Source organism: Bacillus sp. MUM 13 (assembly GCF_001866725.1).
GTDB lineage: Bacteria > Bacillota > Bacilli > Bacillales > DSM-1321 > Peribacillus.
In genome coordinates, this window is record NZ_MLYQ01000029.1 from 16,040 (window position 1) to 40,462 (window position 24,423).

26 protein-coding genes are annotated in these 24,423 nt (G+C 42.2%); 24 read left to right on the top strand and 2 right to left on the bottom strand.

Annotation, left to right across the window (positions count from 1 at the left end):
• Positions 1-12 precede the first annotated feature (12 nt).
• The 5 genes from BIV59_RS09060 to BIV59_RS09080 all read left to right on the top strand — a co-directional run bounded on the left by BIV59_RS09060 (position 13) and on the right by BIV59_RS09080 (position 5,519).
• Positions 13-822 carry a metallophosphoesterase gene (locus BIV59_RS09060; protein WP_071351157.1) on the top strand — a complete coding sequence of 270 codons (810 nt, stop codon included), beginning with the start codon at positions 13-15 and terminating at the stop codon, positions 820-822.
• 86 nt (positions 823-908) lie between these two features.
• Entirely contained in the window at positions 909-1,814 is a 906-nt protein-coding gene (locus BIV59_RS09065) for a MerR family transcriptional regulator (RefSeq protein ID WP_071351158.1), read from the top strand.
• Positions 1,815-1,881: 67 nt separating this feature from the next.
• Positions 1,882-2,460, top strand: coding sequence for an adaptor protein MecA (locus BIV59_RS09070; protein ID WP_071351159.1), 579 nt, complete (start codon positions 1,882-1,884; stop codon positions 2,458-2,460).
• 637 nt (positions 2,461-3,097) lie between these two features.
• Complete coding sequence (locus BIV59_RS09075) at positions 3,098-4,375, top strand: Glu/Leu/Phe/Val family dehydrogenase (RefSeq protein WP_071351160.1); 1,278 nt, start codon at positions 3,098-3,100, stop codon at positions 4,373-4,375.
• Between the two features lie 169 nt (positions 4,376-4,544).
• Positions 4,545-5,519, top strand: coding sequence for a YpdA family putative bacillithiol disulfide reductase (locus BIV59_RS09080; RefSeq protein ID WP_071351161.1), 975 nt, complete (start codon positions 4,545-4,547; stop codon positions 5,517-5,519).
• 52 nt (positions 5,520-5,571) lie between these two features.
• Here the strand turns inward: BIV59_RS09080 and BIV59_RS09085 are convergent, their stop codons facing one another.
• Positions 5,572-6,546, bottom strand: a complete 975-nt coding sequence (locus BIV59_RS09085; RefSeq protein ID WP_083392105.1) for an asparaginase — start codon at positions 6,544-6,546, stop codon at positions 5,572-5,574.
• 108 nt (positions 6,547-6,654) lie between these two features.
• Between BIV59_RS09085 and prsW the strand changes: the two genes are divergently transcribed.
• From prsW to rpsA, 8 genes are all read left to right on the top strand, one after another.
• Positions 6,655-7,320 (top strand): glutamic-type intramembrane protease PrsW, encoded by a 666-nt coding sequence (prsW, locus tag BIV59_RS09090; protein WP_071351162.1) that lies wholly within the window; start codon positions 6,655-6,657, stop codon positions 7,318-7,320.
• 270 nt (positions 7,321-7,590) lie between these two features.
• Positions 7,591-8,376, top strand: a complete 786-nt coding sequence (gene sleB / locus BIV59_RS09095; protein WP_240501878.1) for a spore cortex-lytic enzyme — start codon at positions 7,591-7,593, stop codon at positions 8,374-8,376.
• A 53-nt stretch (positions 8,377-8,429) separates the two neighbouring features.
• Positions 8,430-9,782: a germination protein YpeB gene (gene ypeB, locus BIV59_RS09100; RefSeq protein ID WP_071351164.1), complete on the top strand. Its 1,353-nt coding sequence runs from the start codon at positions 8,430-8,432 to the stop codon at positions 9,780-9,782.
• A gap of 185 nt (positions 9,783-9,967) precedes the next feature.
• Positions 9,968-10,627: a flagellar brake protein gene (locus BIV59_RS09105; protein ID WP_071351165.1), complete on the top strand. Its 660-nt coding sequence runs from the start codon at positions 9,968-9,970 to the stop codon at positions 10,625-10,627.
• Positions 10,628-10,715: 88 nt separating this feature from the next.
• Positions 10,716-10,898, top strand: coding sequence for a DUF5359 family protein (locus BIV59_RS23200; protein ID WP_071351244.1), 183 nt, complete (start codon positions 10,716-10,718; stop codon positions 10,896-10,898).
• Between the two features lie 262 nt (positions 10,899-11,160).
• Positions 11,161-11,835, top strand: coding sequence for a (d)CMP kinase (cmk, locus tag BIV59_RS09115; RefSeq protein ID WP_071351245.1), 675 nt, complete (start codon positions 11,161-11,163; stop codon positions 11,833-11,835).
• Positions 11,836-11,837: 2 nt separating this feature from the next.
• Entirely contained in the window at positions 11,838-12,419 is a 582-nt protein-coding gene (locus tag BIV59_RS09120) for a lysophospholipid acyltransferase family protein (protein ID WP_071351166.1), read from the top strand.
• A gap of 200 nt (positions 12,420-12,619) precedes the next feature.
• Positions 12,620-13,756, top strand: coding sequence for a 30S ribosomal protein S1 (gene rpsA / locus BIV59_RS09125; RefSeq protein WP_071351167.1), 1,137 nt, complete (start codon positions 12,620-12,622; stop codon positions 13,754-13,756).
• Between the two features lie 158 nt (positions 13,757-13,914).
• On the opposite strand, the gene BIV59_RS09130 is transcribed toward rpsA, so the two are convergent.
• Positions 13,915-14,049 carry a YpzI family protein gene (locus BIV59_RS09130; RefSeq protein ID WP_071351168.1) on the bottom strand — a complete coding sequence of 45 codons (135 nt, stop codon included), beginning with the start codon at positions 14,047-14,049 and terminating at the stop codon, positions 13,915-13,917.
• A 119-nt stretch (positions 14,050-14,168) separates the two neighbouring features.
• Here BIV59_RS09130 and BIV59_RS09135 point away from each other — a divergent pair, with 119 nt between their 5' ends.
• From BIV59_RS09135 to BIV59_RS09185, 11 genes are all read left to right on the top strand, one after another.
• Positions 14,169-14,771, top strand: a complete 603-nt coding sequence (locus BIV59_RS09135) for a YphA family membrane protein (protein WP_071351169.1) — start codon at positions 14,169-14,171, stop codon at positions 14,769-14,771.
• A gap of 414 nt (positions 14,772-15,185) precedes the next feature.
• The gene (gene der / locus BIV59_RS09140; RefSeq protein ID WP_071351170.1) at positions 15,186-16,496 is read left to right on the top strand and encodes a ribosome biogenesis GTPase Der; all 1,311 of its coding nucleotides are present in this window, start codon (positions 15,186-15,188) and stop codon (positions 16,494-16,496) included.
• A gap of 17 nt (positions 16,497-16,513) precedes the next feature.
• Positions 16,514-17,566 carry an NAD(P)H-dependent glycerol-3-phosphate dehydrogenase gene (locus tag BIV59_RS09145; RefSeq protein ID WP_071351171.1) on the top strand — a complete coding sequence of 351 codons (1,053 nt, stop codon included), beginning with the start codon at positions 16,514-16,516 and terminating at the stop codon, positions 17,564-17,566.
• Positions 17,567-17,827: 261 nt separating this feature from the next.
• Positions 17,828-18,025, top strand: coding sequence for a DUF2768 domain-containing protein (locus BIV59_RS09150; protein ID WP_071351172.1), 198 nt, complete (start codon positions 17,828-17,830; stop codon positions 18,023-18,025).
• 13 nt (positions 18,026-18,038) lie between these two features.
• Positions 18,039-18,761 (top strand): hypothetical protein, encoded by a 723-nt coding sequence (locus tag BIV59_RS09155; RefSeq protein WP_071351173.1) that lies wholly within the window; start codon positions 18,039-18,041, stop codon positions 18,759-18,761.
• Between the two features lie 371 nt (positions 18,762-19,132).
• Positions 19,133-20,611, top strand: coding sequence for a stage IV sporulation protein A (spoIVA, locus tag BIV59_RS09160; protein WP_071351174.1), 1,479 nt, complete (start codon positions 19,133-19,135; stop codon positions 20,609-20,611).
• Positions 20,612-21,288: 677 nt separating this feature from the next.
• Positions 21,289-21,561 (top strand): HU family DNA-binding protein, encoded by a 273-nt coding sequence (locus BIV59_RS09165; RefSeq protein ID WP_071351175.1) that lies wholly within the window; start codon positions 21,289-21,291, stop codon positions 21,559-21,561.
• Between the two features lie 236 nt (positions 21,562-21,797).
• Complete coding sequence (gene folE, locus BIV59_RS09170; RefSeq protein WP_071351176.1) at positions 21,798-22,364, top strand: GTP cyclohydrolase I FolE; 567 nt, start codon at positions 21,798-21,800, stop codon at positions 22,362-22,364.
• A 47-nt stretch (positions 22,365-22,411) separates the two neighbouring features.
• Complete coding sequence (gene mtrB, locus BIV59_RS09175; RefSeq protein WP_083392109.1) at positions 22,412-22,642, top strand: trp RNA-binding attenuation protein MtrB; 231 nt, start codon at positions 22,412-22,414, stop codon at positions 22,640-22,642.
• Positions 22,643-22,870: 228 nt separating this feature from the next.
• On the top strand, positions 22,871-23,695 hold the full coding sequence (locus tag BIV59_RS09180) for a heptaprenyl diphosphate synthase component 1 (protein WP_071351178.1): 825 nt from the start codon (positions 22,871-22,873) through the stop codon (positions 23,693-23,695).
• A gap of 5 nt (positions 23,696-23,700) precedes the next feature.
• Positions 23,701-24,408, top strand: a complete 708-nt coding sequence (locus BIV59_RS09185) for a demethylmenaquinone methyltransferase (RefSeq protein ID WP_071351179.1) — start codon at positions 23,701-23,703, stop codon at positions 24,406-24,408.
• Positions 24,409-24,423 lie beyond the last annotated feature (15 nt).

Here is a 24,423-nt window from a genome sequence, read left to right on the forward strand (position 1 = left end):
TTTGCTTTTGCAATGATTTTATTAATATGCCTTGCAGTTATTGCAGCTTTTTCTGCTGTGATGATAGTGATTATGTACAGAAATGCTTTTTTGGACCGTGTATTGTCGGAAGATCTTACATTCCCTCAATTTCCTGAATCCTTTGGGAAGGTTACGGTCTTTTTTATTTCTGATATACATAGAAGAAGGGTTACGGATAAGCTGATCAGGGAGGTCAAGGGAAAAGCCGACATGGTGATACTTGGGGGAGATATTAGAGAAGGCGGCGTTGCCTTAAAACAGGCAGAAGACAATATCATTAAGCTTAAAGAAGCGGGGCCACTCTATTTCGTATGGGGCAACAATGATTATGAAGGTGACTATCATTCACTTGATGCCATGCTTCTGGATCATGGAGTCAGGATTCTTGATAATACAGCGGTATCTTTTCAATCAGAACAGGGAGAGAAGATTTCGCTGATTGGCATTGATGATATCAGCGAAGAACGGGACCGGCTTGATTTAGCGCTTTCGGATGCCGAAAAAGGGACTTTCCGGATATTGGTCTCACATAATCCTATCGTGAAAAAACAAATTGAAGACGAACATAATATCAGCTTGGTATTATCCGGGCATACGCATGGGGGGCAGATCAGGGTATTCGGTTATGGCCCCTATGAAATCGGCAGCATTTACACTGAAGGAGATTGTGTATATCTAACAAGCAATGGGTACGGGACAAGTACGGTTCCTCTCAGGCTTGGGGCCAAACCGGAAACGCATATCATCACGATCCAAAAGGGTGAGAAGACCTCAGCAAGAAGAAATGAGCCGCAAATGTAGCGTGCAGCATATTGGAATTTTACATCGCTTATATAATGTTCTATACTTTTTTCAATAGAACGTTCTGGATGGAGGACATATGAAGGATGCAGGAAGGAAAATACAATATTAAAGCAGTTTCTAAAATGCTTGACATCATGCCGGGTACCTTGCGTGCCTGGGAACGGAGATACAAAGTAATTGCTCCTGTAAGGAATGAATCAGGACATCGTCTATATACAGATCAGCATGTGAAAACTCTGAAATGGCTGATTGCCAAAGTAAATCAGGGATTTACCATTTCCCAGGCTATTGCTCTTTTGGACAGGGATGACACCAAAGAGGAAAGTGATGATCATCCCGACGAGGGCCCTCAGGAAAAGAACCTGGGAGACGAGCTTCTTCAGGCTCTTTTAAGTTTTGATGAAACAAAGGCACATGGCATTATCAACCAGGCTTTTGGTATGTATACAATTGAACAGGCTGTCGTGAACATTTTAGGCTCGCTTCTGGTCCAGATAGGGGATATGTGGGAAAAAGGGGAAATTACATCCGCCCACGAGCATTTCGCATCATCTGTATTAAGAAGCAGGATCAGCTTTATCATGCACACCCTGCCGGTCAACAGCATGCTGCCTAAAGTGGTTACAGTCTGTGCTCCGGGAGAATGGCATGAATTTGGCTTGCTTATTTTTTCATTGTTTTTAAAAAGAAAAGGATATCAAACGGTCTACTTAGGGCCTAGCATTGCAGAAAAAGATCTTTTTGTTGTCCTTGATATCATCAAACCTAAAGGGCTGTTTTTTTCCTGCACCATGATAGATTGCCTAAACCCGGCACTCGAGCTGATCGGCGGACTGAAAAAGCAGTTTCCTGATCTTGCTGTGGGAATTGGCGGTGCGGCTGTTGATGCCTCTTCACCTGCTGTTTTAAAAAAGTACAAAGATTGTCTTGTCGGAAATTCCCGCACTGAATGGGAAAACTGGCTGGATGCGTCTATTCAAACCTCTTAGGATGTATGCACCCCGGGTAGCCGCCTTCATATGATATATGAAGATGGTATCCAGGGGGCATTTTTTTATGAAGCTTGAGCGATTGACCAACAATAAAATAAAAATATTTTTAACCTTAGATGATCTTATCGACAGAGGCATAACGAAAGAAGATATAAAAGGGAATTCGCTGAAGGTCCACAAGCTTTTTCAGGATATGGTAGAAGAAGCATGTGATGAATTAAGTTTTAAAATGACAGGATCCATTGCGATTGAGATCTTCACCCTCCAGGCTCAGGGGCTGGTTATTATCGTCACAAAGGACGAAGAAGAGCTTTTGTCAGAAGAAGATGAGTTTTTGGACCTTCAGGTTAAGGTAGGGGAGCATCCTCACATTTTATACAGATTCGAAGATTTTGAGGATGTCATACAATTGTCGCATTCACTTAAGTTCAATGGAATAGCCAAAAGCTCGCTGTTTAGCCTTGAAGGCCATTACTATATGTGGATAGAAGATGTCGGAGAAGGTTTATTCAATTTGGCCATCTCCCTGGCAGCTGAATATGGCTCAGTTTCTACGCTGACACTTTATAGGCTCCAGGAGTATGGGACTTGCATTATTTCAGGTAATGCAATTTCCGTTATGACGGAGTATTTTAAAAAATGACTCTTTGAGTACCGCTGCTGAATTTAGGACAAATGCAGATTTGCTGTTGAGAATTTGTCTTCCGCTACCCGGAATAATTCTTGCGATATTCTAAAAGAACGGGCAAGGGTTACTGTGTATTATTTAATGGCTGTATGCAAGCCCTATAGGCGGTTAAATCAAGCCTTATTCAAAAGGAAACTCCATTTACTCTGGAGTTCCTTTTATTTATTCTAGGATATTTTTACAATCAGGCTGTTTAAAGCGTAAGGTGCAGGACTTCATCAGGTAAGGGGTGATAAGTGAGGATCACCGCCCAGGACGAGGAAAATTGCTGCCTTGTTCATGGTAATGTGTTCAAAAAAATCTTATGCACTGTTAAGATCCATTGCTATTTTTGGCGTGTGGCAGGCTGATCAGGTGGAATCAAATGTATAAATTATATTACTATAATTTTAGAGCTGGATTTGTACTCTTTTTTCTTTTAATTATGATTGAAAACGCCGGTAGTTGGCAGCGTTTACAAAATCAAATGAAAAAATTGGACAATTGCTTTTTTTATCCTTTGCAGAAGGTTGGTTAAGGTGTATACTATGTCATGGAAGGTGAGCCAAAGCCTGAAAATAGCCTATTAAACGAGACTTTAGGAGGTAAGCAGATGGTAGCCGAAAAAGGTACTGACCATACTAACGAAGAAGAAAAACATGATGTGCTGAAGTCTACTCAGACTGTAATACATAAAGCATTGGAGAAGCTCGGATATCCCGAGGAAGTGTATGAGCTTTTGAAAGAACCTTTACGTTTGCTCACCGTTAAAATTCCGGTAAGAATGGATGATGGATCTGTAAAGATCTTTACAGGTTACCGTGCACAGCATAATGATGCAGTGGGTCCTACAAAGGGAGGAATCCGGTTCCATCCGGATGTAACGGAACGTGAAGTAAAAGCGCTTTCTATCTGGATGAGCTTGAAATGCGGCATTGCTGATCTTCCTTATGGCGGCGGAAAAGGCGGCATCGTATGCGATCCGCGCAATATGTCCTTCCGCGAGCTTGAAAAGCTGAGCCGCGGCTATGTGCGGGCAATCAGCCAAATAGTCGGGCCGACTAAAGATATTCCAGCCCCTGATGTTTTTACCAACTCCCAGATCATGGCATGGATGATGGATGAATACAGCAGGATTGATGAATTTAACTCACCTGGCTTCATTACCGGAAAGCCTCTTGTGCTTGGCGGTTCACATGGCCGTGAGTCCGCTACAGCCAAAGGGGTGACAATTGTCATTAATGAAGCTGCGAAAAAGTGCGGCATAGATATTAAGGGCGCCCGTGTAGTTGTACAGGGATTCGGCAATGCAGGAAGCTTCCTTGCCAAATTCATGCACGATGCAGGCGCGAAGGTAGTCGGCATTTCTGATGCTTACGGCGCCTTATACGATCCTAATGGCCTTGATATTGATTATCTATTAGATCGCCGTGACAGCTTTGGTACGGTTACGAAGCTATTTAAAAATACCATTTCCAACAAGGAATTGCTGGAATTGGATTGTGAGATCCTGGTGCCTGCGGCCATTGAAAATCAGATCACTGAAGAAAATGCCCACAATATACAGGCCAAAATCGTTGTCGAGGCTGCAAACGGCCCTACAACCATAGAAGCCACCCAAATCCTGACTGAGCGGGGAGTTCTGCTTGTGCCGGATGTGCTTGCTTCTTCAGGCGGTGTTATCGTTTCTTACTTTGAATGGGTCCAGAATAATCAAGGCTACTACTGGTCAGAAGAAGAAGTGGAAGAAAGACTGGAAAAAATACTTCTGAAATCGTTTAATAATATTTATGAAACAGCCCAGACCCGGCGTGTGGATATGAGGCTTGCAGCTTACATGGTCGGCGCAAGAAAAATGGCAGAAGCATCCCGTTTCCGCGGGTGGATTTGATAAAATAAGCCTTCTGCATTGAAACTGATTAAAAAATCTCCTATCATTATCTTGATGGGGGATTTTTTTTACGTTTAAAAAGATCTCTGGATGAGCAGGAAGAGCAATTGAAATATAGTTTTTCTGCAATAAAAACCGGCTATAAAATCCGGCTGGAGGAGTATAGAACATGAACATAGAAGATGTAATTATAATTGGCGGCGGGCCCTGCGGACTTGCAGCGGCAATCGCTCTTGAAGATGCCGGGATAAAGGCACTTGTCATAGAGAAAGGCAATATTGTCAATGCCATATATAACTATCCGACACATCAGACTTTTTTTAGCTCAAGCGAAAAACTTGAAATTGGAGATATCGCTTTCATTACAGAAAACCGCAAGCCTGTAAGAAACCAGGCCCTGGCTTATTACAGGGAGGTTGTAAAAAGAAAAAATCTCCGCATCCATTCTTTTGAACATGCACAAAACATTAAAAAACAAAATAACGGAACTTTCCTTGTGCAAACCTCGAAGCAGCAGTACCAGGCAAATAAAATTGTTGTGGCAACAGGCTACTACGATAACCCTAATTATATGTGCATCCCCGGTGAGGATTTACCGAAGGTCCATCATTACTTCAAAGAAGGGCACCCGTTTTTTAATCAAGATGTATTGGTGATTGGCGGAAAAAATTCAAGCATCGATGCTGCCTTGGAATTGGTTAAAGCAGGTGCACGGGTAACGGTTGTATACAGGGGATTGGAATATTCCCCAAGCATCAAGCCGTGGATACTGCCGGAATTCGAAGCGCTCGTCCGAAACGGAACAATTAACATGGAATTTGGGTCGGCAGTAGATGAAATCACCGAAAATACAGTGAGTTATCATACTGGCCACGTTAAAAAAACACTAAAGAATGACGCCGTTTTTGCAATGACAGGCTATCATCCTGATCATTCTTTTTTAATGAGCATGGGAATCGGCATTGATGAAGAAACAGGCAAGCCAGTCCATAACCCTGAAACGATGGAAACGGATGCGGAAGGCATATATATTGCAGGAGTTATAGCTGCAGGAAACAATGCCAATGAAATTTTCATCGAAAATGGACGCTTTCATGGCGGGCTCATTGCGAAAGATATTTCAATGAAATCTGAACGACTATAATGAAAAAGGCTCATCCTGCATATGCATAGGATGAGCCTTTTCTTTCTGTCAGCTATAAGGAAAAAATGTCACTGATCGCATCCTGGGAGCTTTCAGAATGGAGGGCAATCAGCAATTTTATCCGCGCTTTTTGGCCGTTAAGTCCATTAGAGAAGATTACACCCATTTCTTTCAGGTGTTTTCCGCCTCCCTGGTAGCCGTAGATATCCTGTGCAATGCCATTAAAGCATCTGGAAACAGCGACAATGGGGATATCTGATTCGATAAGGGACTTTATGCCTTCGATTGTTCCAGGCGGCATATTGCCCTGTCCAAGGGCTTCTATCACAAGACCGTCTATCTTCATTTCTTTCAGTGCATAAAAAAGGAGCGAATCCATGCCGGAATGGGCCTTGACCAATGCAACCCGCTTATGGATTGAATCAATGGGATAATGCTCCTTGCCGGTAGGCTGGTGGTGGAAAGAAACACCCCGCTTTGTAACGATTCCGATTGGGCCGAATTGCGGGCTTTGAAACGTTGAAATATTGCTTGTGTGAGTTTTTGTCACGTTTTTCGCGGAATGAATTTCATCATTCAATACCACAAGCACACCCTTGCTTGCAGCCTCTTCACAGATAGCTACTTTTATGGATGAGATAAAATTATACAATCCATCAGACCCTATTTCGTTGCTTGAGCGCATAGCGCCTGTCACAACAACGGGGATGCTGGCATTTAATGTCAGATCAAGAAAATAAGCGGTCTCTTCAAGTGTGTCCGTGCCATGTGTAATGACAATGCCATCTATGTGTTGCGTGCTTAGAGCATGATCGATTCTCATTTTTATGTTCAGCATTTCTTTTGCCGTGATATGAGGTGATGGCAGATTAAAAGGTTCATCAATAATTAAATGGGCCATTTCCGATAAAGCCCCGGAATGCAATTTCATCGGGTTTTCTTCAGAGGGATTTACCGCTCCTGTTCTAGCATCCTCCGTCATGGAAATGGTTCCGCCTGTATGTATCACTAAAATGTTTTTTTTCAACGCAGTTACCTCCGTTTTTTGTAGATCTCTGAAGGGATGAACCCTTTCGTTTTCTTTTTCCTTAATACATGATACGATTAAATAAAAAGAATGAAAAGAGGTCAGCCTATGCTGGTCATATTATCAGCGGGCATTGCACCTGGTTTGGCTCTGCTCAGCTACTTTTACTTAAAGGACCATTATGATACCGAACCATTGTCTGTTGTGATAAAGGCTTTTATATTTGGCGCTTGTATAGTGTTCCCGATTATGTTTCTTCAATATGTCCTGCAGGCGGAGAATATTGCCGGCACTGATTTTGGACATGCCTTTTTGTCTGCTTCTCTTTTGGAAGAAACCTTTAAATGGCTCATACTAATTTATGCGATCTACCCGCTTGTTGCTTTTGACGAACCGTATGATGGTATTGTTTACGGTGCATCTGTCTCCTTGGGTTTTGCTACGATGGAAAATATTCTGTATTTAGTAGGAAACGGTGTGGAACACGCATTTACAAGGGCCATATTGCCAGTTTCCAGCCATGCTCTTTTTGGCGTGATCATGGGCTATTATATCGGCAAAGGGAAATTTGCCAAATCGAAAAAGAGGGCATACGTACTGCTTGCACTGGCTATTCCGTTTTTATTGCACGGCATCTACGATTATATACTTTTGGCCCAAAAATCCTGGGGATATTGGATTCTTCCATTTATGGCATTCCTGTGGTGGCTCGGCCTGAAAAAAGTCAAGATGGCAAGACTTCTTTCAGATTTCCATGCAAGCGGATCACTATAAAAAAGACAAACTTACAGGGGTTTGTCTTTTTTTTTGCTCTTTTCTTAAAGGTTGTTGTTTATTTAATTCTTATGTGAGGCGTTCCCATTGTCAAATCAACCACCTTGTTTAATAGCAACAAAGTTTACGAAAACAGCTTTGTTATACAGAGAATAAAATCTTTCATTAAGAGGAAAATAGGTTTACATCCATAGAAAAGAGGGAGTGTATTTGATGAAAGGGGTTTCGTCAATATGGAGGGTCTTGTTCCTGTCCTGCTGTATAGTTTGCATGCTTGCAGCACATCAAACAAAGACAAGTGCCTTTTCCGGCCAGGTCATTCAAAAAGGTGCGGTTGGTGATGATGTTATAGAGCTCCAGGCGCGCCTTCAGAATATCGGTTATTTTAAAGGGAAGATTGATGGTGTATACGGGTGGGGCACATATTGGGCGCTCAGGAATTTCCAGAAGGATTTCGGTTTGCCGATTGACGGGCTTGCTGGTACAACCACAAAAAATAAGCTGGCAAAGGCCTCGAATTTTAATCGTGCGTTTGTCCATGGGCAGATAGCAAAAGGAAATGATTTTACTTACTATGGCGGAGTAGATATCAATAAACAAATTAAGTCTAATAAAGGCGCTGCCAAGCCTGCAAATCCGCCAGCGGAAAATAGTCCGGCAAAAACAAGTACGGCTTCGGCTGCAAATTTGCCTGCAGGATATTCGCAAAATGATATAAAGCTTCTAGCCAATGCAGTATACGGTGAATCCAGGGGTGAACCGTACATCGGGCAGGTTGCAGTAGCAGCAGTTATTTTAAACAGAGTGGAAAGCGCGTCGTTCCCTAACTCCATTTCAGGGGTCATATTTGAACCTGGGGCATTTACAGCCGTCTCGGACGGGCAAATTTGGCTTACACCAAATGACCGTGCAAGGGAAGCTGTAATAGATGCCATAAACGGCTGGGACCCTACAGGGAATGCACAATACTATTTTAATCCAGAAACAGCAACGAGCAAATGGATATGGTCCAGGCCCCAAATTAAAAAAATCGGAAAGCATATTTTCTGCAAATAACAAAGCTTTCCCGGCAAGTATCTTAATTACAGCTAAGCAATGAGGTGAAAGTGATGATCAAAAATATAGGGATTGCGGTCCTCGCTGCAGCATTGATCGTGGTGTCTGTGTGGGGATATAAGGAACATAAAGAAAAAACCGCTGTTTTAATACATGCAGAAAATACATACCAGCGGGCATTCCATGATTTGGCCTATCAGGTAGATACCCTGCATGATAAAATCGGAAACACACTTGCGATGAATTCCAGAAAGTCTTTAAGCCCGGCGCTTACCGATGTATGGAGGCTCACTTCAGAGGCGCAAAATGATGTTGGGCAGCTGCCCCTTTCTTTGATGGCATTTAATAAAACTGAAGAATTCCTTTCTAAAATAGGAGATTTCACCTATCGGACCTCTGTGAGGGACCTTGAAAAAGAGCCTCTTAATGACAAGGAATACGCAAATCTTAAAACACTATATACGCAGGCTGGGGAAATACAGGATGAATTGAGAAAAACACAATATCTGGTTCTGAAAAATCATTTGAAATGGATGGATGTTGAAACTGCGCTGGCTTCAGGAGAGGCAAAGTCCGATAATACCATTCTTGACGGCTTAAAAATTGTCGAAAAAAAAGTATCAGGCTATAGCGAGTCTGACACACAAAACCCTACCAATGTCAGCATGGAAAAGCAAAACGAAAATTACAGCAACTTAAAGGGGAAGGAAATAACAAAAAAAGAGGCTGTTTCGGAGGCAAGGAAATATGCGAATTTCTCAAAGTCTGCAAAAGTTTCAGCAGAAAGTAACGGAAAGGGCGCAAACTACGGGTTTTACAGCATCACCCTGACGGATCCCGCAACAAAAGATGAAGCGAATATGGATATTGCCAAAAAAGGCGGTTATCCAATCTGGATGATTAATACCCGAAAGGTAAATGAGGAAAAATTGGGTCTAAATCAGGCGGAGATGAAGGCTAAACAATTTTTAAAGAGTCATCAATTTAATTCGCTGGATTTATATGAAAGCTCACAATACGACCATATAGGTTTATTTAATTTTGTCGGATCGGTCGGAGGGGTAAGGATATACCCTGATTCCGTTAAGGTAAAAATAGCACTTGATGACGGAAGTGTCATCGGATTCTCGGCAGAAGAATTTCTAAAATCCAATAAAATGAGAAAAATTGGAACTGCAAAGCTATCCCTTGAGCAGGCCAGGACGAAAATCAATCCTAAGGTGAAGGTTATGGAAGAGCGGAAAGCATTGATCATTAACGATGTTGACCAAGAAGTGCTCTGCTATGAATTTCTTGGCACAATTGGTGAAGATACATACAGGATTTTCATCAATGGCAACACAGGGCAGGAAGAAAAAGTGGAAAAATTAAAGAATGCAGAACGCATGTATGACAAATTTTTATAGCTTGCAAAGCTGATTGCCCCGAAATATACTGAATCATTAAATTTCATGGAAAGGAAAGGTACAAATGTACTTTTCCTTTTTTTCATTTCATGCAATAATTGACAAGTGAATGATATTTTGGATAATTATATCAATTTGAAGGTACAAAAGTAATGGGAAATTACATCTAGGAAGTGTGTGGAAAGATGATTACTATTGGCGATATTTTAATTTTAGAACCTAAATTTTCACCTCAGCGCGAGAAATATAAATGCATGATTGTAGAAATGAATGAAGACAGCTTATACATTGATTATCCGGTCAATACCCAGACAGGAAAGGTCGTATTTCTGACAGACGGATCTCAAATGAAAATGACCTTTACATCCCCTGATGGAACTGCCTATCTTTTTGACTCGGAAGTGCTTGGCAGGGTGAAGGGAAATATACCGGCTATTCAAATGTCCCGTCCAGATGAAAGCACCTTTATTAAAATTCAGCGCAGGCAGTTTGTAAGGGTCGAAACACCCATAGATGCAGCTATCCATCCCTTGAATCAGGAATTTCAGCCTTTTCGCGCCATTACAGAGGATATCAGTGCAGGAGGAGCTGCATTAAGGTTTGCAGAATGGCAGCATATTGAGCCTTCTTCCATGATTCTCCTGTGGCTCGTGCTGCCTCTGAAGTCCGGAGAAATTCAGTATCTGCATATGAATAGCAAGGTCATCAGGATGAGTGAAAGCAGCAGCGGTTTTCAGCTTTTGTCGGTGCAGTTTGCCGATCCCTCTGAAGCTGACACGCAAACCCTCCTGCGCTTCATTTTCGAAAAGCAGCTTGAGTTTAAGAAAAAAGGAATCATGGGTTAAGATAGCTGTAAATATTTTTGCTGAACTGTATAAAATCATCCTTTTTCTCCATACTGTGGATACAGTGATGCAAAGGGTGGATAATAATATGAAAACAGTAGAAAGACTTATGGTGAAACTAATACTGATCCAGCTTATTTTCCTGATACTCACACAGATCTGGTTTAATCAGGCCGCACCCAGGGAGTTGAATAAACTGGTCCGTTATGAGGGTGTAAACAGCAATAATTATTCGAAAGTCATAGAAACCTTTCGTGGGTTGGATGATTAAAGCGGGTATGCCGCTTTTTTTTTGTTATAAAATGAATTGCTATTCAGTTTATCTCTGAAGGATATTTGGGGTAAGTGCAGAAAATGGGCCTTTTTCCCTGTAACACTTCTAAGTAACGGGATTGGCATTGCAATCAGATTGCATCCTTCCAGAAAAAGTGAAGCCTGCAAAAGAACACTTTTTTCATAGAAAACAGGTGTTTTGTGATAAAATAAAAAGAGAAATAAAACGATCAGCAAGATTGGGTATTACAGGAGGAATTATGGAAAAGAAGATATCGATTGCAATTGACGGGCCTGCTGCTGCAGGAAAAAGCACGGTGGCTAAAATTGTTGCAGAAAAATACAGCTACATATACGTGGATACAGGAGCTATGTATCGCGCCTTGACATATAAATCCCTGCAGGAAGGCATTGATCTGTCGGATGAAAATGGCCTATCTTCCCTTTTGATGGAAACAGAAATTGAGCTAATGCCAAGTGAGTTAGGGCAGCTTGTTTACCTCGATGGAAAAAACGTTACATCCGAAATCAGAAATCCTGAGGTGACAGCTTCTGTTTCAGAAGCTTCAAAGCACCGTTCTGTCCGTGAAGAAATGGTAAAAAGACAGCAGAAAATAGGCGAGCGCGGCGGAGTTGTCATGGATGGAAGGGATATTGGAACATTCGTGCTTCCGAATGCAGAAGTTAAGGTATTCCTGATAGCATCAGTTGAGGAACGTGCAGAAAGAAGGCATTTGGAGAATCAGCAAAAAGGTTTTTCTTCTGACATAGAGAAATTAAAGGAAGAAATCGCATTAAGGGACAAGCTTGATTCAGAAAGGGAAGTTGCCCCTTTGCGGAAAGCAGAAGATGCAATCGAAATAGATACAACATCATTGTCCATACAGCAGGTGGCTGAGAAAATAATGTCATTGATCGAAGAAAGGACAAGATAGGTTTGAATCTTTATAAATTCGGTAAAAACGTTGTTAAAGCATCTTTAACACCCATCTACAGAGTCAGGATCATCGGCAAAGAAAATATACCAAAAGAAGGAGGGGTCTTAATCTGTTCAAACCATATCGACAACCTGGATCCCCCTGTAGTCGGAATGACGGCAACCAGAGATATCCACTTTATGGCTAAAGAGGAGCTGTTCCGACTTCCGCTTTTAAAGGAAATTTTGCCGAGGGTCAATGCTTTTCCTGTCAAAAGAGGGATGAGCGACAGGGAAGCCCTTCGAAAGGGTCTGTCGCTTCTTAAGGAAGGAAGGGTTCTTGGACTGTTTCCCGAAGGAACCAGAAGCAAAAACGGCGAGCTTGGTGAAGGGCTTGCCGGTGCCGGTTTTTTTGCATTGCGTTCAAAGGCAGCAATCGTTCCATGCGCCATCATTGGCCCCTACAAGCTTTTTGGCAGGCTGAAGGTTGTTTATGGAAAACCAATTGATTTCAATAAATATCGCGAACAAAAAACGTCTGCGGATGAAGCCACTGTCATTATTATGGAAGAAATCCGAAAGCTGATTGCTGAGCATAAATAAGTCTTCTTGCTTGACAATTTGGCGATTTTATTGGAATTTATTAATTAGGGGAATTATTCCGAATTATGAATTTATATGAAGCTTTATGTATTTCACTCTTATAAAGGCTGGCTTTTCCCTGCTGAAGCTTTCAGTCCAGAGCATATAGCCTAATCAAGAGAAATTCTGCAGAGCAGTCATGGGTTAAGGAGGAGTTCGTAATGACAGAAGACATGAACCAAGTGGAAGTAAACAGCTATGAGGTTGGGGATAAGGTAAAAGCAAGGGTATCTAAAGTTGAAGAAAAGCAAGTGATTGTTGATGTCGAAAACAGCAAGACAGACGGCATCATCCCGATCAGCGAGCTTTCAAGCCTTCATATCGAGAAAGCAAGTGATGCAGTTTCTGAAGGCGATGAGCTTGAGCTTGAAGTAATAAAAGTCGAAGACGAAGCTATTATTCTATCAAAACGCAAAATCGAGGCGATTAAAGCCTGGGATGAGCTTGAAAGAAAGTTCGAAACCCAGGAGGTATTCGAAGCTGAAGTCAAGGATGTCGTTAAAGGCGGGCTGGTGGTCGATCTTGGAGTGAGGGGTTTCGTGCCTGCTTCTTTGGTTGAAGACTATTTCGTAGAAGACTTCTCTGATTACAAAGATAAAACCCTCGCCTTTAAAATTGTCGAGCTGGAGAAAGACAAAAACCGGCTGATCCTTTCTCACCGTGCGGTCGTTCAGGATGAAAAGGAAAAGAAAAAATCCAGGGTCCTCGACTCCATCCAATCTGGGGATGTTCTTGAAGGGACTGTACAAAGGCTTACGGATTTTGGCGCATTCATTGATATCGGCGGAGTGGACGGACTCGTTCACATCTCCCAGCTTTCCCATAAACATGTGGATAAAGCCTCTGACGTCGTAACAGAAGGCGATAAGGTCCAAGTCAAGGTGCTTTCCGTAGACAGAGATAATGAAAGAATCTCGCTGTCCATTAAGGATACTCTGCCAGGGCCTTGGCAGGGAATTTCTGAAAAAGCCCCAAGAGGAGCTGTTCTGGAAGGCACGGTTAAACGAATAGTCACTTTCGGAGCTTTTGTTGAAATTCTGCCGGGAGTAGAAGGACTTGTTCATATCTCGCAAATTTCCCATAAGCATATCGGCACTCCTCAGGAGGTGCTGAGAGAGGGACAAGGCGTGAAGGTTAAAGTCCTGGATGTCAATGAAGATGAGCAGCGTTTGTCACTTAGCATCAAGGATCTTGAAGAACAGCCATCCTCGTATAATTCTGACTATGAACTTCCGGAAGAATCAAAAGGTTTCCAGCTGGGTGAAATGATTGGCGACCAGCTGAAGAAGTTAAAATAAAGTCAATTTTCCCTCGCGGACTGGCCTATAAACGTCATATGCTGACTGCCAGACAAGCCGGAGAACCTTATAAAAGCCGCCTGTGCTAAAAGCGCTTTTTTGCGCTTCTTGCCCACAGGCGGCTTTTTTTGCGGCTCTGCACTTAATCCAGTAACAGATTAGTGTTCATTTCTTTTTCTTGCTTCTTCCGGGCTTTCCATTTTCGTTGCTCCTGGAAGGCTCAGTGATTGATCACGGTCGGATTCTACACGCTTGCTCTCCCTTAACTTTTTCTCCTGGCGGTCTTTTCCCATATTTGCACACCCCCTTCTACTGTAAGATGACTAAAAAATGGCTGTATTATGTATTAGGTTCATCAGAGGTTTAATCCTGAATTAAAGCAGACATAATGTTTCCTATAGGAGGCGTGTGTATGGAGGGTTTGCTTTTTTATTGGATGGCATGGATGTCTTGGGTAGTTGTCATGTTTTTTATACCAAAAAAGATAAAATTCCGTTTCGTTTTGCTGTTTCACATACTGTCAGTAATATCCTTGGCAGGTTATCAGCTGGACGTGCAGAGATACAGCATAAATACGGCAGCCATTTATCTTTTCGCGGTTATATGCGCATCCATTCGAAATAAACCGCTGAGAAATCAGATTAATTTTATATGTACATGTGTCATTCTGGCACTTGCTTATTCAAGTTTAGAGATGTATGCCCTATTAGACCCGGTATGGGTTATATTCAGTAAAACAGCCATACTGGCCATTTTAATCAATTATACGGCTATCCTTTTAATTAAAGACTGGAAAATGAGGATTTTGTCCATTATTCTGGGGCTGGTGCTTGGAGACTGTTTATTTGCCGCTGTCCTCTATCACATTGGCATGCCTTATCCTGCAGCTTCTTTTGAGTGGCTGGATAAAGCAGCGGTTATCATGGGAGCGGGCTTAAGCTGGGTACTGATGGAGGCTGTCATCGGGCTTCTTCAAAGCTATATGAAATATGGTCAAAGGGAGAAACAGGGCTAAATGAATGATCCCTTTTAAGTTTGTGTACTGATCTTGGGGGGGCAAGCTGTTTTCATACAATCATTGTTGATTAGCTGAAAATTTGATACTATATGATAGTTAGCGGAACTGAGGAATGAAAAACCATGCTGCTGCAAAGCCATGGGGCATGACGGCCAGGGCTGATGGAATCCTTTCCAATTAAGCCATTTTTGCAGGTTCGCATGCCAGGATGCAAAATTTTGCGATCTTCTAACATCTTTTGCGGGACAGGACTGAAATCAAGAAGCGGTCTTGTTTAAGACTGCGTGTGACATAAACGTCGTACACCCGCAATGAAAGATGGAAATCAACAATGCAGACTTTACACTAAAATAATGAATGCATTCATGAATTTCATGATAACAGATACAGCTTATGAGAGGGTGAAAAGCAATGCCAAAACCGGTAGTTGCAATCGTCGGACGTCCAAACGTTGGAAAATCGACCATTTTTAATAGAATTGTGGGCGAGAGGGTTTCCATTGTTGAAGATGTGCCAGGCGTAACAAGAGACAGGATTTACAGTTCAGGAGAATGGCTGAACCATGATTTTAACATTATTGATACGGGCGGAATTGATATCGGTGATGAACCGTTTCTTGAGCAGATTCGCCAGCAGGCGGAAATTGCCATTGATGAAGCGGATGTTATCATTTTTATGACTAATGGCCGTGAAGGCGTAACAGGCGCCGATGAAGAAGTAGCGAAAATCCTTTATAAATCGAAGAAGCCTGTAGTGCTGGCTGTCAATAAAGTGGACAATCCTGAAATGAGAGAACAGATTTATGATTTCTATTCTCTGGGATTCGGCGAGCCATTCCCGATTTCGGGATCACATGGATTGGGTCTTGGAGATTTGCTTGATGAAGCTTCAAAGCATTTTCCGCAATTTAATGGCCAGGATTACGATGAGGATGTTATCAAGTTCAGTTTAATCGGAAGGCCTAATGTCGGGAAATCCTCACTCGTTAATGCGCTTCTTGGCGAAGACCGCGTTATTGTCAGTGAAATCGAAGGAACCACTAGAGATGCGATTGATTCCCCTTATACATATAATGGCAGGGAATATGTCATTATCGATACGGCTGGAATGAGGAAAAAAGGAAAGGTTTACGAAAGTACAGAGAAGTATAGTGTACTTAGAGCCTTGCGGGCAATTGAACGCTCAGACGTTGTGCTTGTTGTCCTGAATGCAGAAGAAGGCATCAGGGAACAAGACAAAAAGATTGCCGGCTATGCACATGAGGCAGGGCGCGGTGTCATTATCGTCGTAAATAAATGGGATGCCATTGAAAAAGACGAAAAGACGATGAAGGAATTTGAAGAAAATATCCGTGCGCATTTTCTGTTTTTGGATTATGCTCCAATCGTTTATTTATCTGCTAAAACAAGGAAACGGACACATACATTGCTGCCGATCATAGATAAAGTCAGCGAGAGCCATGCCCTGCGCGTGCAGACGAACGTTCTGAACGAAGTCGTGATGGACGCTGTTGCCATGAACCCGACTCCGACGCATAATGGAAGCCGTTTGAAGATTTACTACACCACACAGGTAGCGATAAAGCCTCCAACCTTTATCGTGTTTGTAAATGATCCTGAGCTTCTGCATTTTTCATATGAAAGATTTCTTGAGAACCGGATTCGTGATGCCTTTGAATTCGAAGGTACACCAATCAGGATCTTTGGCCGGCAAAGAAAATAAAAAGGACGGTGCTAATAATGGCAGAAACAAAACAAACAGTGGCCGTCATTGGTGCTGGAAGCTGGGGAACTGCACTTGCCATGGTGCTTGCCGACAACCAGCATGAAGTGAGGCTGTGGGCCCATAATGAGGATCAGATTTCGGAAATCAATGAACATCATACAAACCATAAATACTTGCCTGATATCACATTGCCTGAAGGAATTAGAGGGTATCATTCCCTCTCACAGGCTTTGGATGGGGTAACTGTTGCGGTTTTGGCTGTTCCGACAAAAGCGATACGTGAAGTGCTTGCAAAAGCGTCAGCAGAAGCATCACAGCCTCTTATCATCGTTCATGTCAGCAAGGGAATCGAGCCGGATACACTTCTTCGCATTTCAGAAATGATCGAAGAAGCCGTTCCGGGTGAATTACTGGAAGAAATTGTGGTGCTATCCGGTCCAAGCCATGCGGAGGAAGTAAGCCTCCGCCATCCTACAACAGTAACCGTATCTGCACGTAATATGAAAACGGCTGAAAAGATACAGGATCTGTTCATCAACCAGAATTTCCGGGTTTATACGAATCCAGATATCATTGGTGTAGAGATAGGCGGCGCCCTGAAGAATATCATTGCACTTGCTGCTGGAATCACAGATGGACTTGGATATGGCGATAATGCCAAGGCAGCGCTGATCACCCGCGGCCTGGCGGAAATTTCGCGTCTGGGAACGGCAATGGGGGCAAATCCCCTTACCTTCTCTGGCTTGACAGGAATCGGGGATCTGATTGTGACCTGTACAAGCGTCCATTCTAGGAACTGGAGAGCGGGAAATATGCTTGGCAAAGGTAAAAACCTTGATGAAGTGCTTGAAAGTATGGGCATGGTTGTCGAAGGAGTAAGAACCACAAAGGCTGCCTATCAGCTGGCTGAAAAATATCAGGTGGACATGCCGATTACAAAGGCATTATACAATGTGCTGTTTAATGGACAGGATGTTAAGGATTCTGTTGATGCCTTGATGAATCGCATGAAAACAGGCGAAATGGAAGACTTGTTTAATATATTGGATGAAAGAAAGAATGATTGACCGTTAAGGCCTTATCAGGGAAAGGAAAGGAAATTTGCATGAATTGGGCATTTAGTGATGCAAATTTCCTTTTTCCTGCATACAATGCAACGAAAGTAAGCTGGTATTGCAGCCTGGCAAGGGTAATTTAGTCGATGACAGAAGATGTTATTCATGATATCTTCTGTTTTTTTTGCTCTTCACGCAACGTCATCTTGTTATTTTATTCTATATAAGGAAATGAATATGTTATAATATGACCTGGATAGAGGAGTGATATTTATGACACCAGCGCTTCAGAAAATGTGGATTTCATTTGCAGCCATGTTTTTTATGGGAATATCAATTATAGCCATATACATAAGCCGTAATAAATTAAGGGGATTCCTTAAGCTGATTACTGCTGTTTTTGCATACATACTTATGATCTTAGCCGGCCTGATAATATTTATCATCGTTTTCAGCGGGCCGACCGATTAGGCGGGGCGAAACTATGAAAAACTTAAAAATGATTTCTATTTCACTATGTATTTTACTGTTGCTTGCCGGATGTGCGTATCCACATGAAAAGATGTCAAAAAATCTCGTACCATATCGTGAACAAATTCAGTCCGTTCAAACGGCTGTGAACCAGTTTCAAAAGGATGAAGACGGAATCCTCCCGATAAAAACGAAGCCGGGAGATACCCCGATTTATCAAAAATATATTATCGATTTTACAAGGATTTCCCCTAAGTACATGGCAGAGCCTCCTGGCAACTCTTTTGAATCAGGCGGGGTATTTCAATATGTGCTCGTTGATCCCGAGCATCATCCGACAGTAAAATTATTTGATGTCCGGCTGGCCGATGCTATCCAGAGCCTATCAATGCGTCTGAACAGCTACAGGCAGGACCATGGGTACCCTCCATTTAAAGAAAGGCTGTCTGCTGATGTTTTCACCCTGGATTATAAAAAGCTTGGATTAAAGGAAGCCCCAGCTGTCATGAGCCCTTACTCTAAAAAAGAGCTGCCGCTGGTCATCAATTCCGATGGTGACATTTTTGCGGACTATACACCAGATCTGTACGATTTTCTTCAAAAATACAAAAAAACCTTTAAAAAAGGAGAGGATATCAGAAGGATCCTTGTGGAACATTCTGATTTCGTGCCAGCCTATTCATTGCCGTATACAATTGACCCAAAAACAAATAAGCCGATATTCCTTACAAAATAGTCATAACCCTTCTTCTGCAAAATATATTGTAGTAGAAGGGTTATTTTTTATCTTCTTCTAAAATTTCCATAATGGCCAGCAGCACTGCTGGGAATTCGTTATGGAGACTATTTATTGATTTATTTAAATAATAGCTGCCCTTATATAAAAACATTCGCGCAAAAACAGCCAGATAGGGCGCCTGTTTATGCAGTACCTGCTACCCTGGCTTATTTCAGAAGCAATTTTGGCAATTAAATTTTGTATGGAGGAATGCACATAACTCTGAAAACAGAAGAATAAATTTTTAGGACAACATCATATGCTTGTAATGTCCGAATGAAATAAGCTGATTGATTGATCCCAAGACTTTAAATGCGGGAGGGGTTCCCTTGGAAAAGGTAGATATTTTTAAAGATATAGCGGAACGTACAGGCGGTGATATTTATTTAGGTGTAGTCGGTGCAGTAAGGACCGGTAAATCTACATTCATTAAAAAGTTCATGGAGCTGGTTGTCATCCCTAACATTGGCACAGAAGCTGACAGGGCACGCGCCCAGGATGAACTGCCGCAAAGTGCTGCAGGCAAGACGATCATGACAACCGAACCTAAGTTTGTTCCTAACCAGGCAGCCTCTATCCATGTTTCTGAGGGGCTTGATGTAAACATCAGGCTCGTCGACTGTGTTGGATATACAGTGCCTGGAGCGAAGGGCTATGAAGATGAAAATGGCCCCCGGATGATTCATACGCCATGGTATGAAGAGCCCATTCCCTTTCATGAAGCAGCTGAAATAGGTACAAGAAAAGTAATTCAAGATCATTCCACATTAGGTGTCCTGATTACAACAGACGGAACGATCGGTGAAATACCGCGTAAGGATTATCTCCAGGCTGAAGAACGTGTTGTCGAAGAATTGAAGGAGGTTGGGAAGCCTTTTATCATGATTGTAAACTCTGTTCAGCCGCACCATCCTGATACTGTTGCTCTGAAGGAAAATCTTCAGGATAAATACGATATTCCAGTCCTTGCGATGAGCGTGGAGGGAATGAGGGAAACGGATGTATACAGTGTGCTCAGGGAAGCACTGTATGAATTCCCTGTACTTGAGGTGAATGTTAATCTTCCAAGCTGGGTAATGGTGCTGAGGGAGAATCACTGGCTTCGTGAAAGCTACCAGGAAGCTGTTAAAGAAACAGTGAAAGATATTAAACGGTTAAGGGATGTGGACCGTGTTGTGGGCCACTTCAACGATTTTGAATTTATTGATCATGCAAGCCTTGCGGGAATTGAAATGGGGCAGGGTGTCGCGGAAATTGATTTATACGCGCCTGACGAATTGTATGATGATATTTTAAAAGAAATAGTCGGCGTTGAAATAAGGGGGAAAGATCATCTTTTGTCACTTATGCAGGATTTTGCTTATGCTAAAGCAGAATACGATCAGGTGGCAGATGCTCTAAAAATGGTGAAGCAGACAGGGTACGGGGTTGCAGCTCCTTCATTGAATGATATGAGCCTCGATGAACCGGAAATTATCCGGCAGGGCTCCCGTTTTGGAGTCAGGCTGAAGGCTGTCGCGCCGTCCATTCATATGATTAAGGTAGATGTTGAATCAGAGTTTGCACCGATTATCGGTACAGAAAAACAAAGTGAAGAGCTTGTCAGATACTTAATGCAGGACTTTGAAGATAACCCATTGTCTATCTGGAATTCCGATATTTTCGGCAGGAGCCTGAGCTCTATCGTGAGAGAAGGAATCCAGGCTAAGCTATCTCTAATGCCTGAAAATGCACGGTATAAATTGAAGGAAACACTTGAAAGAATCATCAACGAAGGTTCGGGCGGCCTGATAGCCATCATTTTATAGAACAGGCATGAGATCAATTCCATTGTGGATTGATCTTTTTTTGGATATAGGCTCTTTTTTTAAAGATTGTTGTTTTTTAATGCGTTCTGTGAAGCGATCCTGTTGTTAAACCGGGTTGATTGGAGTGTAAGCTGCGAGACTACTGTGGGATTAGCCAGAAGGTGAGACCCTGCAAGCATTGCTTGTGAGGCTCACCGCCCGACCACGGAAAGCGGGCATCCTGGAGCGGAAATCAGCGATACTGTCCCGTAAGCAGAAAAGTCTTACGTAAACTGCTCATAAAAAAAACACAAATGAAGTGGTAAACCCCTTGTTATATCTGTGTTTTAAACAATTTACAGTGTTTACACGACCTTATTTAGGGAAAGAATCAGGTGTGCAGAAGGAAAAAATTTTAATATATGCAAATTCTTATGAAAAGATTCCCATTATTTTTTGAATTTCCTTGCTAAGAGAATAACATTTATGATAATCTACATACAGAAAACGCGTAAAGACGCCATTTTAACCTGACTAATGCATGTTCCCGGTCCTTTTCCGGGTATGCCAATGCTAAACTGCCATCGTTTTTTTGTTAATGGACAGGGTTAGTGTTGCAGCTAAAAGTAACAAATCACTATTATACAGTGTTTGTAATAATGATTTTTTATAAAGTTCTTTGGGAGGAGGTGAATGGCATGAACAAAACAGAATTAATTAACGCAGTTGCAGAAGCAGGAGAGCTTTCTAAGAAAGACGCTACGAAAGCTGTTGATGCTGTTTTTGATACAATCTTAGACGCTTTGAAAAGTGGAGATAAAGTTCAATTAATTGGTTTTGGCAACTTTGAAGTCCGTGAGCGTGCGGCTCGTAAAGGGCGCAACCCTCAAACTGGCGATGAAATCGAAATCGCTGCAAGCAAAGTGCCGGCATTTAAACCAGGTAAAGCACTTAAAGACGCTGTTAAGTAATTACATACTGACTGTTAGCGTTAAAGGAGGACCACGTGAAACAAAGCGTGGTCCTTTTTGCTTCTTATTTTTAAAGTGTGATAAGATACATTACAGCTGGGTTATTTGCTAAAATAGATCATATGCCAAATTTTTCGGTAAATCGGAAATCCTATTTCTGCCCCGAGAGCCAGAAGGGCAATCATGGATACGATTGTGATATACATAATGAATAATTGATTTTAGGAGGATGAACCATGGCAAATGTAAACCATGAAAAAATAGAAGAAGCAATACGGATGATACTGGAAGCTGTCGGAGAAGATCCTGAGCGCGAAGGATTGCTGGATACACCGAAGCGGGTTGCAAGGATGTATGAAGAGATTTTTTCCGGCCTGAACCAGGATCCAAAGGAGTACTTTCAAACAATATTCGGCGAGGACCATGAAGAGCTGGTGCTCGTGAAGGATATCCCGTTTTATTCTGTTTGTGAACATCATCTTGTGCCTTTTTACGGTAATGCCCATGTTGCTTATATTCCTAAAAACGGCCGTGTTACTGGGTTAAGCAAGCTGGCGAGAGCAGTAGAGGCTGTGTCGAAAAGACCGCAGCTGCAGGAAAGAATCACTTCTACTGTAGCAGACTCCATAATGGAACAGCTGGAGCCGCATGGTGTAATGGTGGTTGTGGAAGCGGAGCACATGTGCATGACAATGCGCGGAGTCAAGAAACCTGGTGCAAAAACCGTTACTTCTGCAGTAAGGGGAGTATTTGCTGAAGACCATCGCACCAGATCTGAAGTGCTGTCATTCATCAAAAATTAACCGGTAATCCAAGTGAAAGGCGGCGGGTAATAGTGGAAGAGAAAATCATGAATGATTTTGTAGTAATAAAAGCGATAGAAGACAGCGTCAACGTCATTGGGCTTACACGGGGTACGGATACAAAATTTCATCACTCTGAAAAGCTGGACTCCGGGGAAGTGATGATTGCCCAATTCACTGAGCATACGTCTGCGATTAAAATAAGAGGACATGCTAAAATTTATACTCCGTATGGAGAAATTGAAAGCGAGTCAAAAAAGAGTTCTTCTGACAAATAAGGATGACCGGATATTATTCTATTTTTGAAAAATATCCTGGCGCCTATCACATGGGAACTTGCTATATTGCCGTAATGCATACCGTTCAGTTGCTTTATTGCAAAAATAATGTGTTCAAAGTACCAACCTAATATTTTTATGTTATAATGATGTGGGTTTTTTAAACGGCAAGAACACTAAACTGAACAATAATCAAAATTATCTTACGGGGATGCAAGGTGATCTCAATTGTTAAATATAAACAATCTTTTAACAAAATTAAAAGGAATGATTGAATCAAAGGCAAATCATCCATATCTGGCCGAGTTCCTGGATAAGCCTATAATCGATGAAGATAAACTGCTGCTCTTATGGGGCCTATTCAATGAATTGGATATGCCTGAAGAAGACAAAAACAGCAGCATCTTATCTGCCATGCTGATGCAGGTCGCTCTTGATACGCATGAGAACGTCACGAATTCTGTGGAAAGCGGCGAAAGCGGTAAAGTGCTCAGAACCCGGCAGCTGACTGTCCTGGCTGGTGACTTTTATAGCGGTTTATATTATCAGATCCTGGCAGATGTAGAAAACCTGCCTTTAATCCGCATATTGGCCAGTGCGACAAAGGATATGAACGAGCATAAAATCTCCTTATATCAAAAGACGATAGATGAAACTTCCGGCCTGCTGCATAGCCTGGGCGTAATTGAATCCTCTTTGATATATAAAACAGCCGATCTTTATAAATTGCCTCATTGGATGGAATTATCACGAAGCCTGCTATTATTGAACCGGCTTCAATCGGAAAAAGACAGGTTTTTAACTGGCGGTAAGTCACTTGCCATGGAAATTCTTGCGAAGATTTCCTTTTCCAATAAAGACAAATACAGCGAATTGTCAAAAGAACAAAGAAACTTCCTGCTGAATAAAATGGACCACTGCATCATATATGCACAAAAGTCAGCCAAACAGGCGGCGGACAAGCTTTCTCCAGCTAGCCTGCTAAAAAAGAGAGTAAGTGCAATCCTTGAACAGACAGCCGTTGCAGCAAGTTCATTCGTGGAAGAGGGGTAAGCGATTTGGAATCAAAAGAAGAAAGAGTCCATCATGTATTTGAGAAAATATATGGAAATTATGATGCGATGAATTCTGTCATCAGCTTTAAACAGCATATAAAATGGCGGAAAGCCACGATGCAGGTAATGGATGTTAAACCTGGATCGAAAGCTCTGGATGTCTGCTGCGGAACAGCTGATTGGACCATTGCGCTTGCTGAAAAAACAGGTCCGAAAGGCAAGGTCACGGGTCTTGACTTCAGCAAAAACATGCTGAAAATCGGCGAACAAAAGGTGAAGGACCTTAAATCGGACAACATTACTCTTATACATGGCAATGCAATGGAACTGCCGTTTGAGGATAATAGTTTCGATTATGTGACAATTGGCTTCGGGCTTAGAAACGTTCCCGATTACATGACAGTGCTTGAGGAAATGTACCGTGTCCTTAAACCCGGCGGAATGGCTGTATGCCTTGAAACCTCCCAGCCGACAATGGCCGGTTTCAAACAAATGTATTATTTCTATTTCCGTTTCATTATGCCGCTTTTTGGGAAATTATTTGCTAAAAGTTTCAGCGAATATTCATGGCTTCAGGAGTCTGCCCGTGATTTTCCCGGCATGAAAGAATTGGAAGCAATGTTTAAAAAAGCAGGCTTTGCCAATGTAAGTTATAAAGCCCATACCGGAGGAGTAGCTGCCTCGCATTTTGGATATAAAACTGATAAATAGTAGCAAAAGCATTTG

Excerpts from the sequence above, each read along its gene's own strand:
- folE (WP_071351176.1), top strand. The coding sequence starts at position 21,798 with ATGGCAAATGTAAACCATGAAAAAATAGAAGAAGCAATACGGATGATA.
- BIV59_RS09105 (WP_071351165.1), top strand. The coding sequence starts at position 9,968 with ATGATTACTATTGGCGATATTTTAATTTTAGAACCTAAATTTTCACCT.
- BIV59_RS23200 (WP_071351244.1), top strand. The coding sequence starts at position 10,716 with ATGAAAACAGTAGAAAGACTTATGGTGAAACTAATACTGATCCAGCTT.
- BIV59_RS09080 (WP_071351161.1), top strand. The coding sequence starts at position 4,545 with ATGAACATAGAAGATGTAATTATAATTGGCGGCGGGCCCTGCGGACTT.
- BIV59_RS09145 (WP_071351171.1), top strand. The coding sequence starts at position 16,514 with ATGGCAGAAACAAAACAAACAGTGGCCGTCATTGGTGCTGGAAGCTGG.
- rpsA (WP_071351167.1), top strand. The coding sequence starts at position 12,620 with ATGACAGAAGACATGAACCAAGTGGAAGTAAACAGCTATGAGGTTGGG.
- BIV59_RS09150 (WP_071351172.1), top strand. The coding sequence starts at position 17,828 with ATGACACCAGCGCTTCAGAAAATGTGGATTTCATTTGCAGCCATGTTT.
- der (WP_071351170.1), top strand. The coding sequence starts at position 15,186 with ATGCCAAAACCGGTAGTTGCAATCGTCGGACGTCCAAACGTTGGAAAA.
- BIV59_RS09130 (WP_071351168.1), bottom strand. The coding sequence starts at position 14,049 with ATGGGAAAAGACCGCCAGGAGAAAAAGTTAAGGGAGAGCAAGCGTGTA.
- sleB (WP_240501878.1), top strand. The coding sequence starts at position 7,591 with ATGCTTGCAGCACATCAAACAAAGACAAGTGCCTTTTCCGGCCAGGTC.
- mtrB (WP_083392109.1), top strand. The coding sequence starts at position 22,412 with ATGAATGATTTTGTAGTAATAAAAGCGATAGAAGACAGCGTCAACGTC.
- BIV59_RS09155 (WP_071351173.1), top strand. The coding sequence starts at position 18,039 with ATGAAAAACTTAAAAATGATTTCTATTTCACTATGTATTTTACTGTTG.
- BIV59_RS09070 (WP_071351159.1), top strand. The coding sequence starts at position 1,882 with ATGAAGCTTGAGCGATTGACCAACAATAAAATAAAAATATTTTTAACC.
- BIV59_RS09065 (WP_071351158.1), top strand. The coding sequence starts at position 909 with ATGCAGGAAGGAAAATACAATATTAAAGCAGTTTCTAAAATGCTTGAC.
- BIV59_RS09075 (WP_071351160.1), top strand. The coding sequence starts at position 3,098 with ATGGTAGCCGAAAAAGGTACTGACCATACTAACGAAGAAGAAAAACAT.
- prsW (WP_071351162.1), top strand. The coding sequence starts at position 6,655 with ATGCTGGTCATATTATCAGCGGGCATTGCACCTGGTTTGGCTCTGCTC.
- BIV59_RS09060 (WP_071351157.1), top strand. The coding sequence starts at position 13 with ATGATTTTATTAATATGCCTTGCAGTTATTGCAGCTTTTTCTGCTGTG.
- cmk (WP_071351245.1), top strand. The coding sequence starts at position 11,161 with ATGGAAAAGAAGATATCGATTGCAATTGACGGGCCTGCTGCTGCAGGA.
- ypeB (WP_071351164.1), top strand. The coding sequence starts at position 8,430 with ATGATCAAAAATATAGGGATTGCGGTCCTCGCTGCAGCATTGATCGTG.
- BIV59_RS09135 (WP_071351169.1), top strand. The coding sequence starts at position 14,169 with ATGGAGGGTTTGCTTTTTTATTGGATGGCATGGATGTCTTGGGTAGTT.
- BIV59_RS09165 (WP_071351175.1), top strand. The coding sequence starts at position 21,289 with ATGAACAAAACAGAATTAATTAACGCAGTTGCAGAAGCAGGAGAGCTT.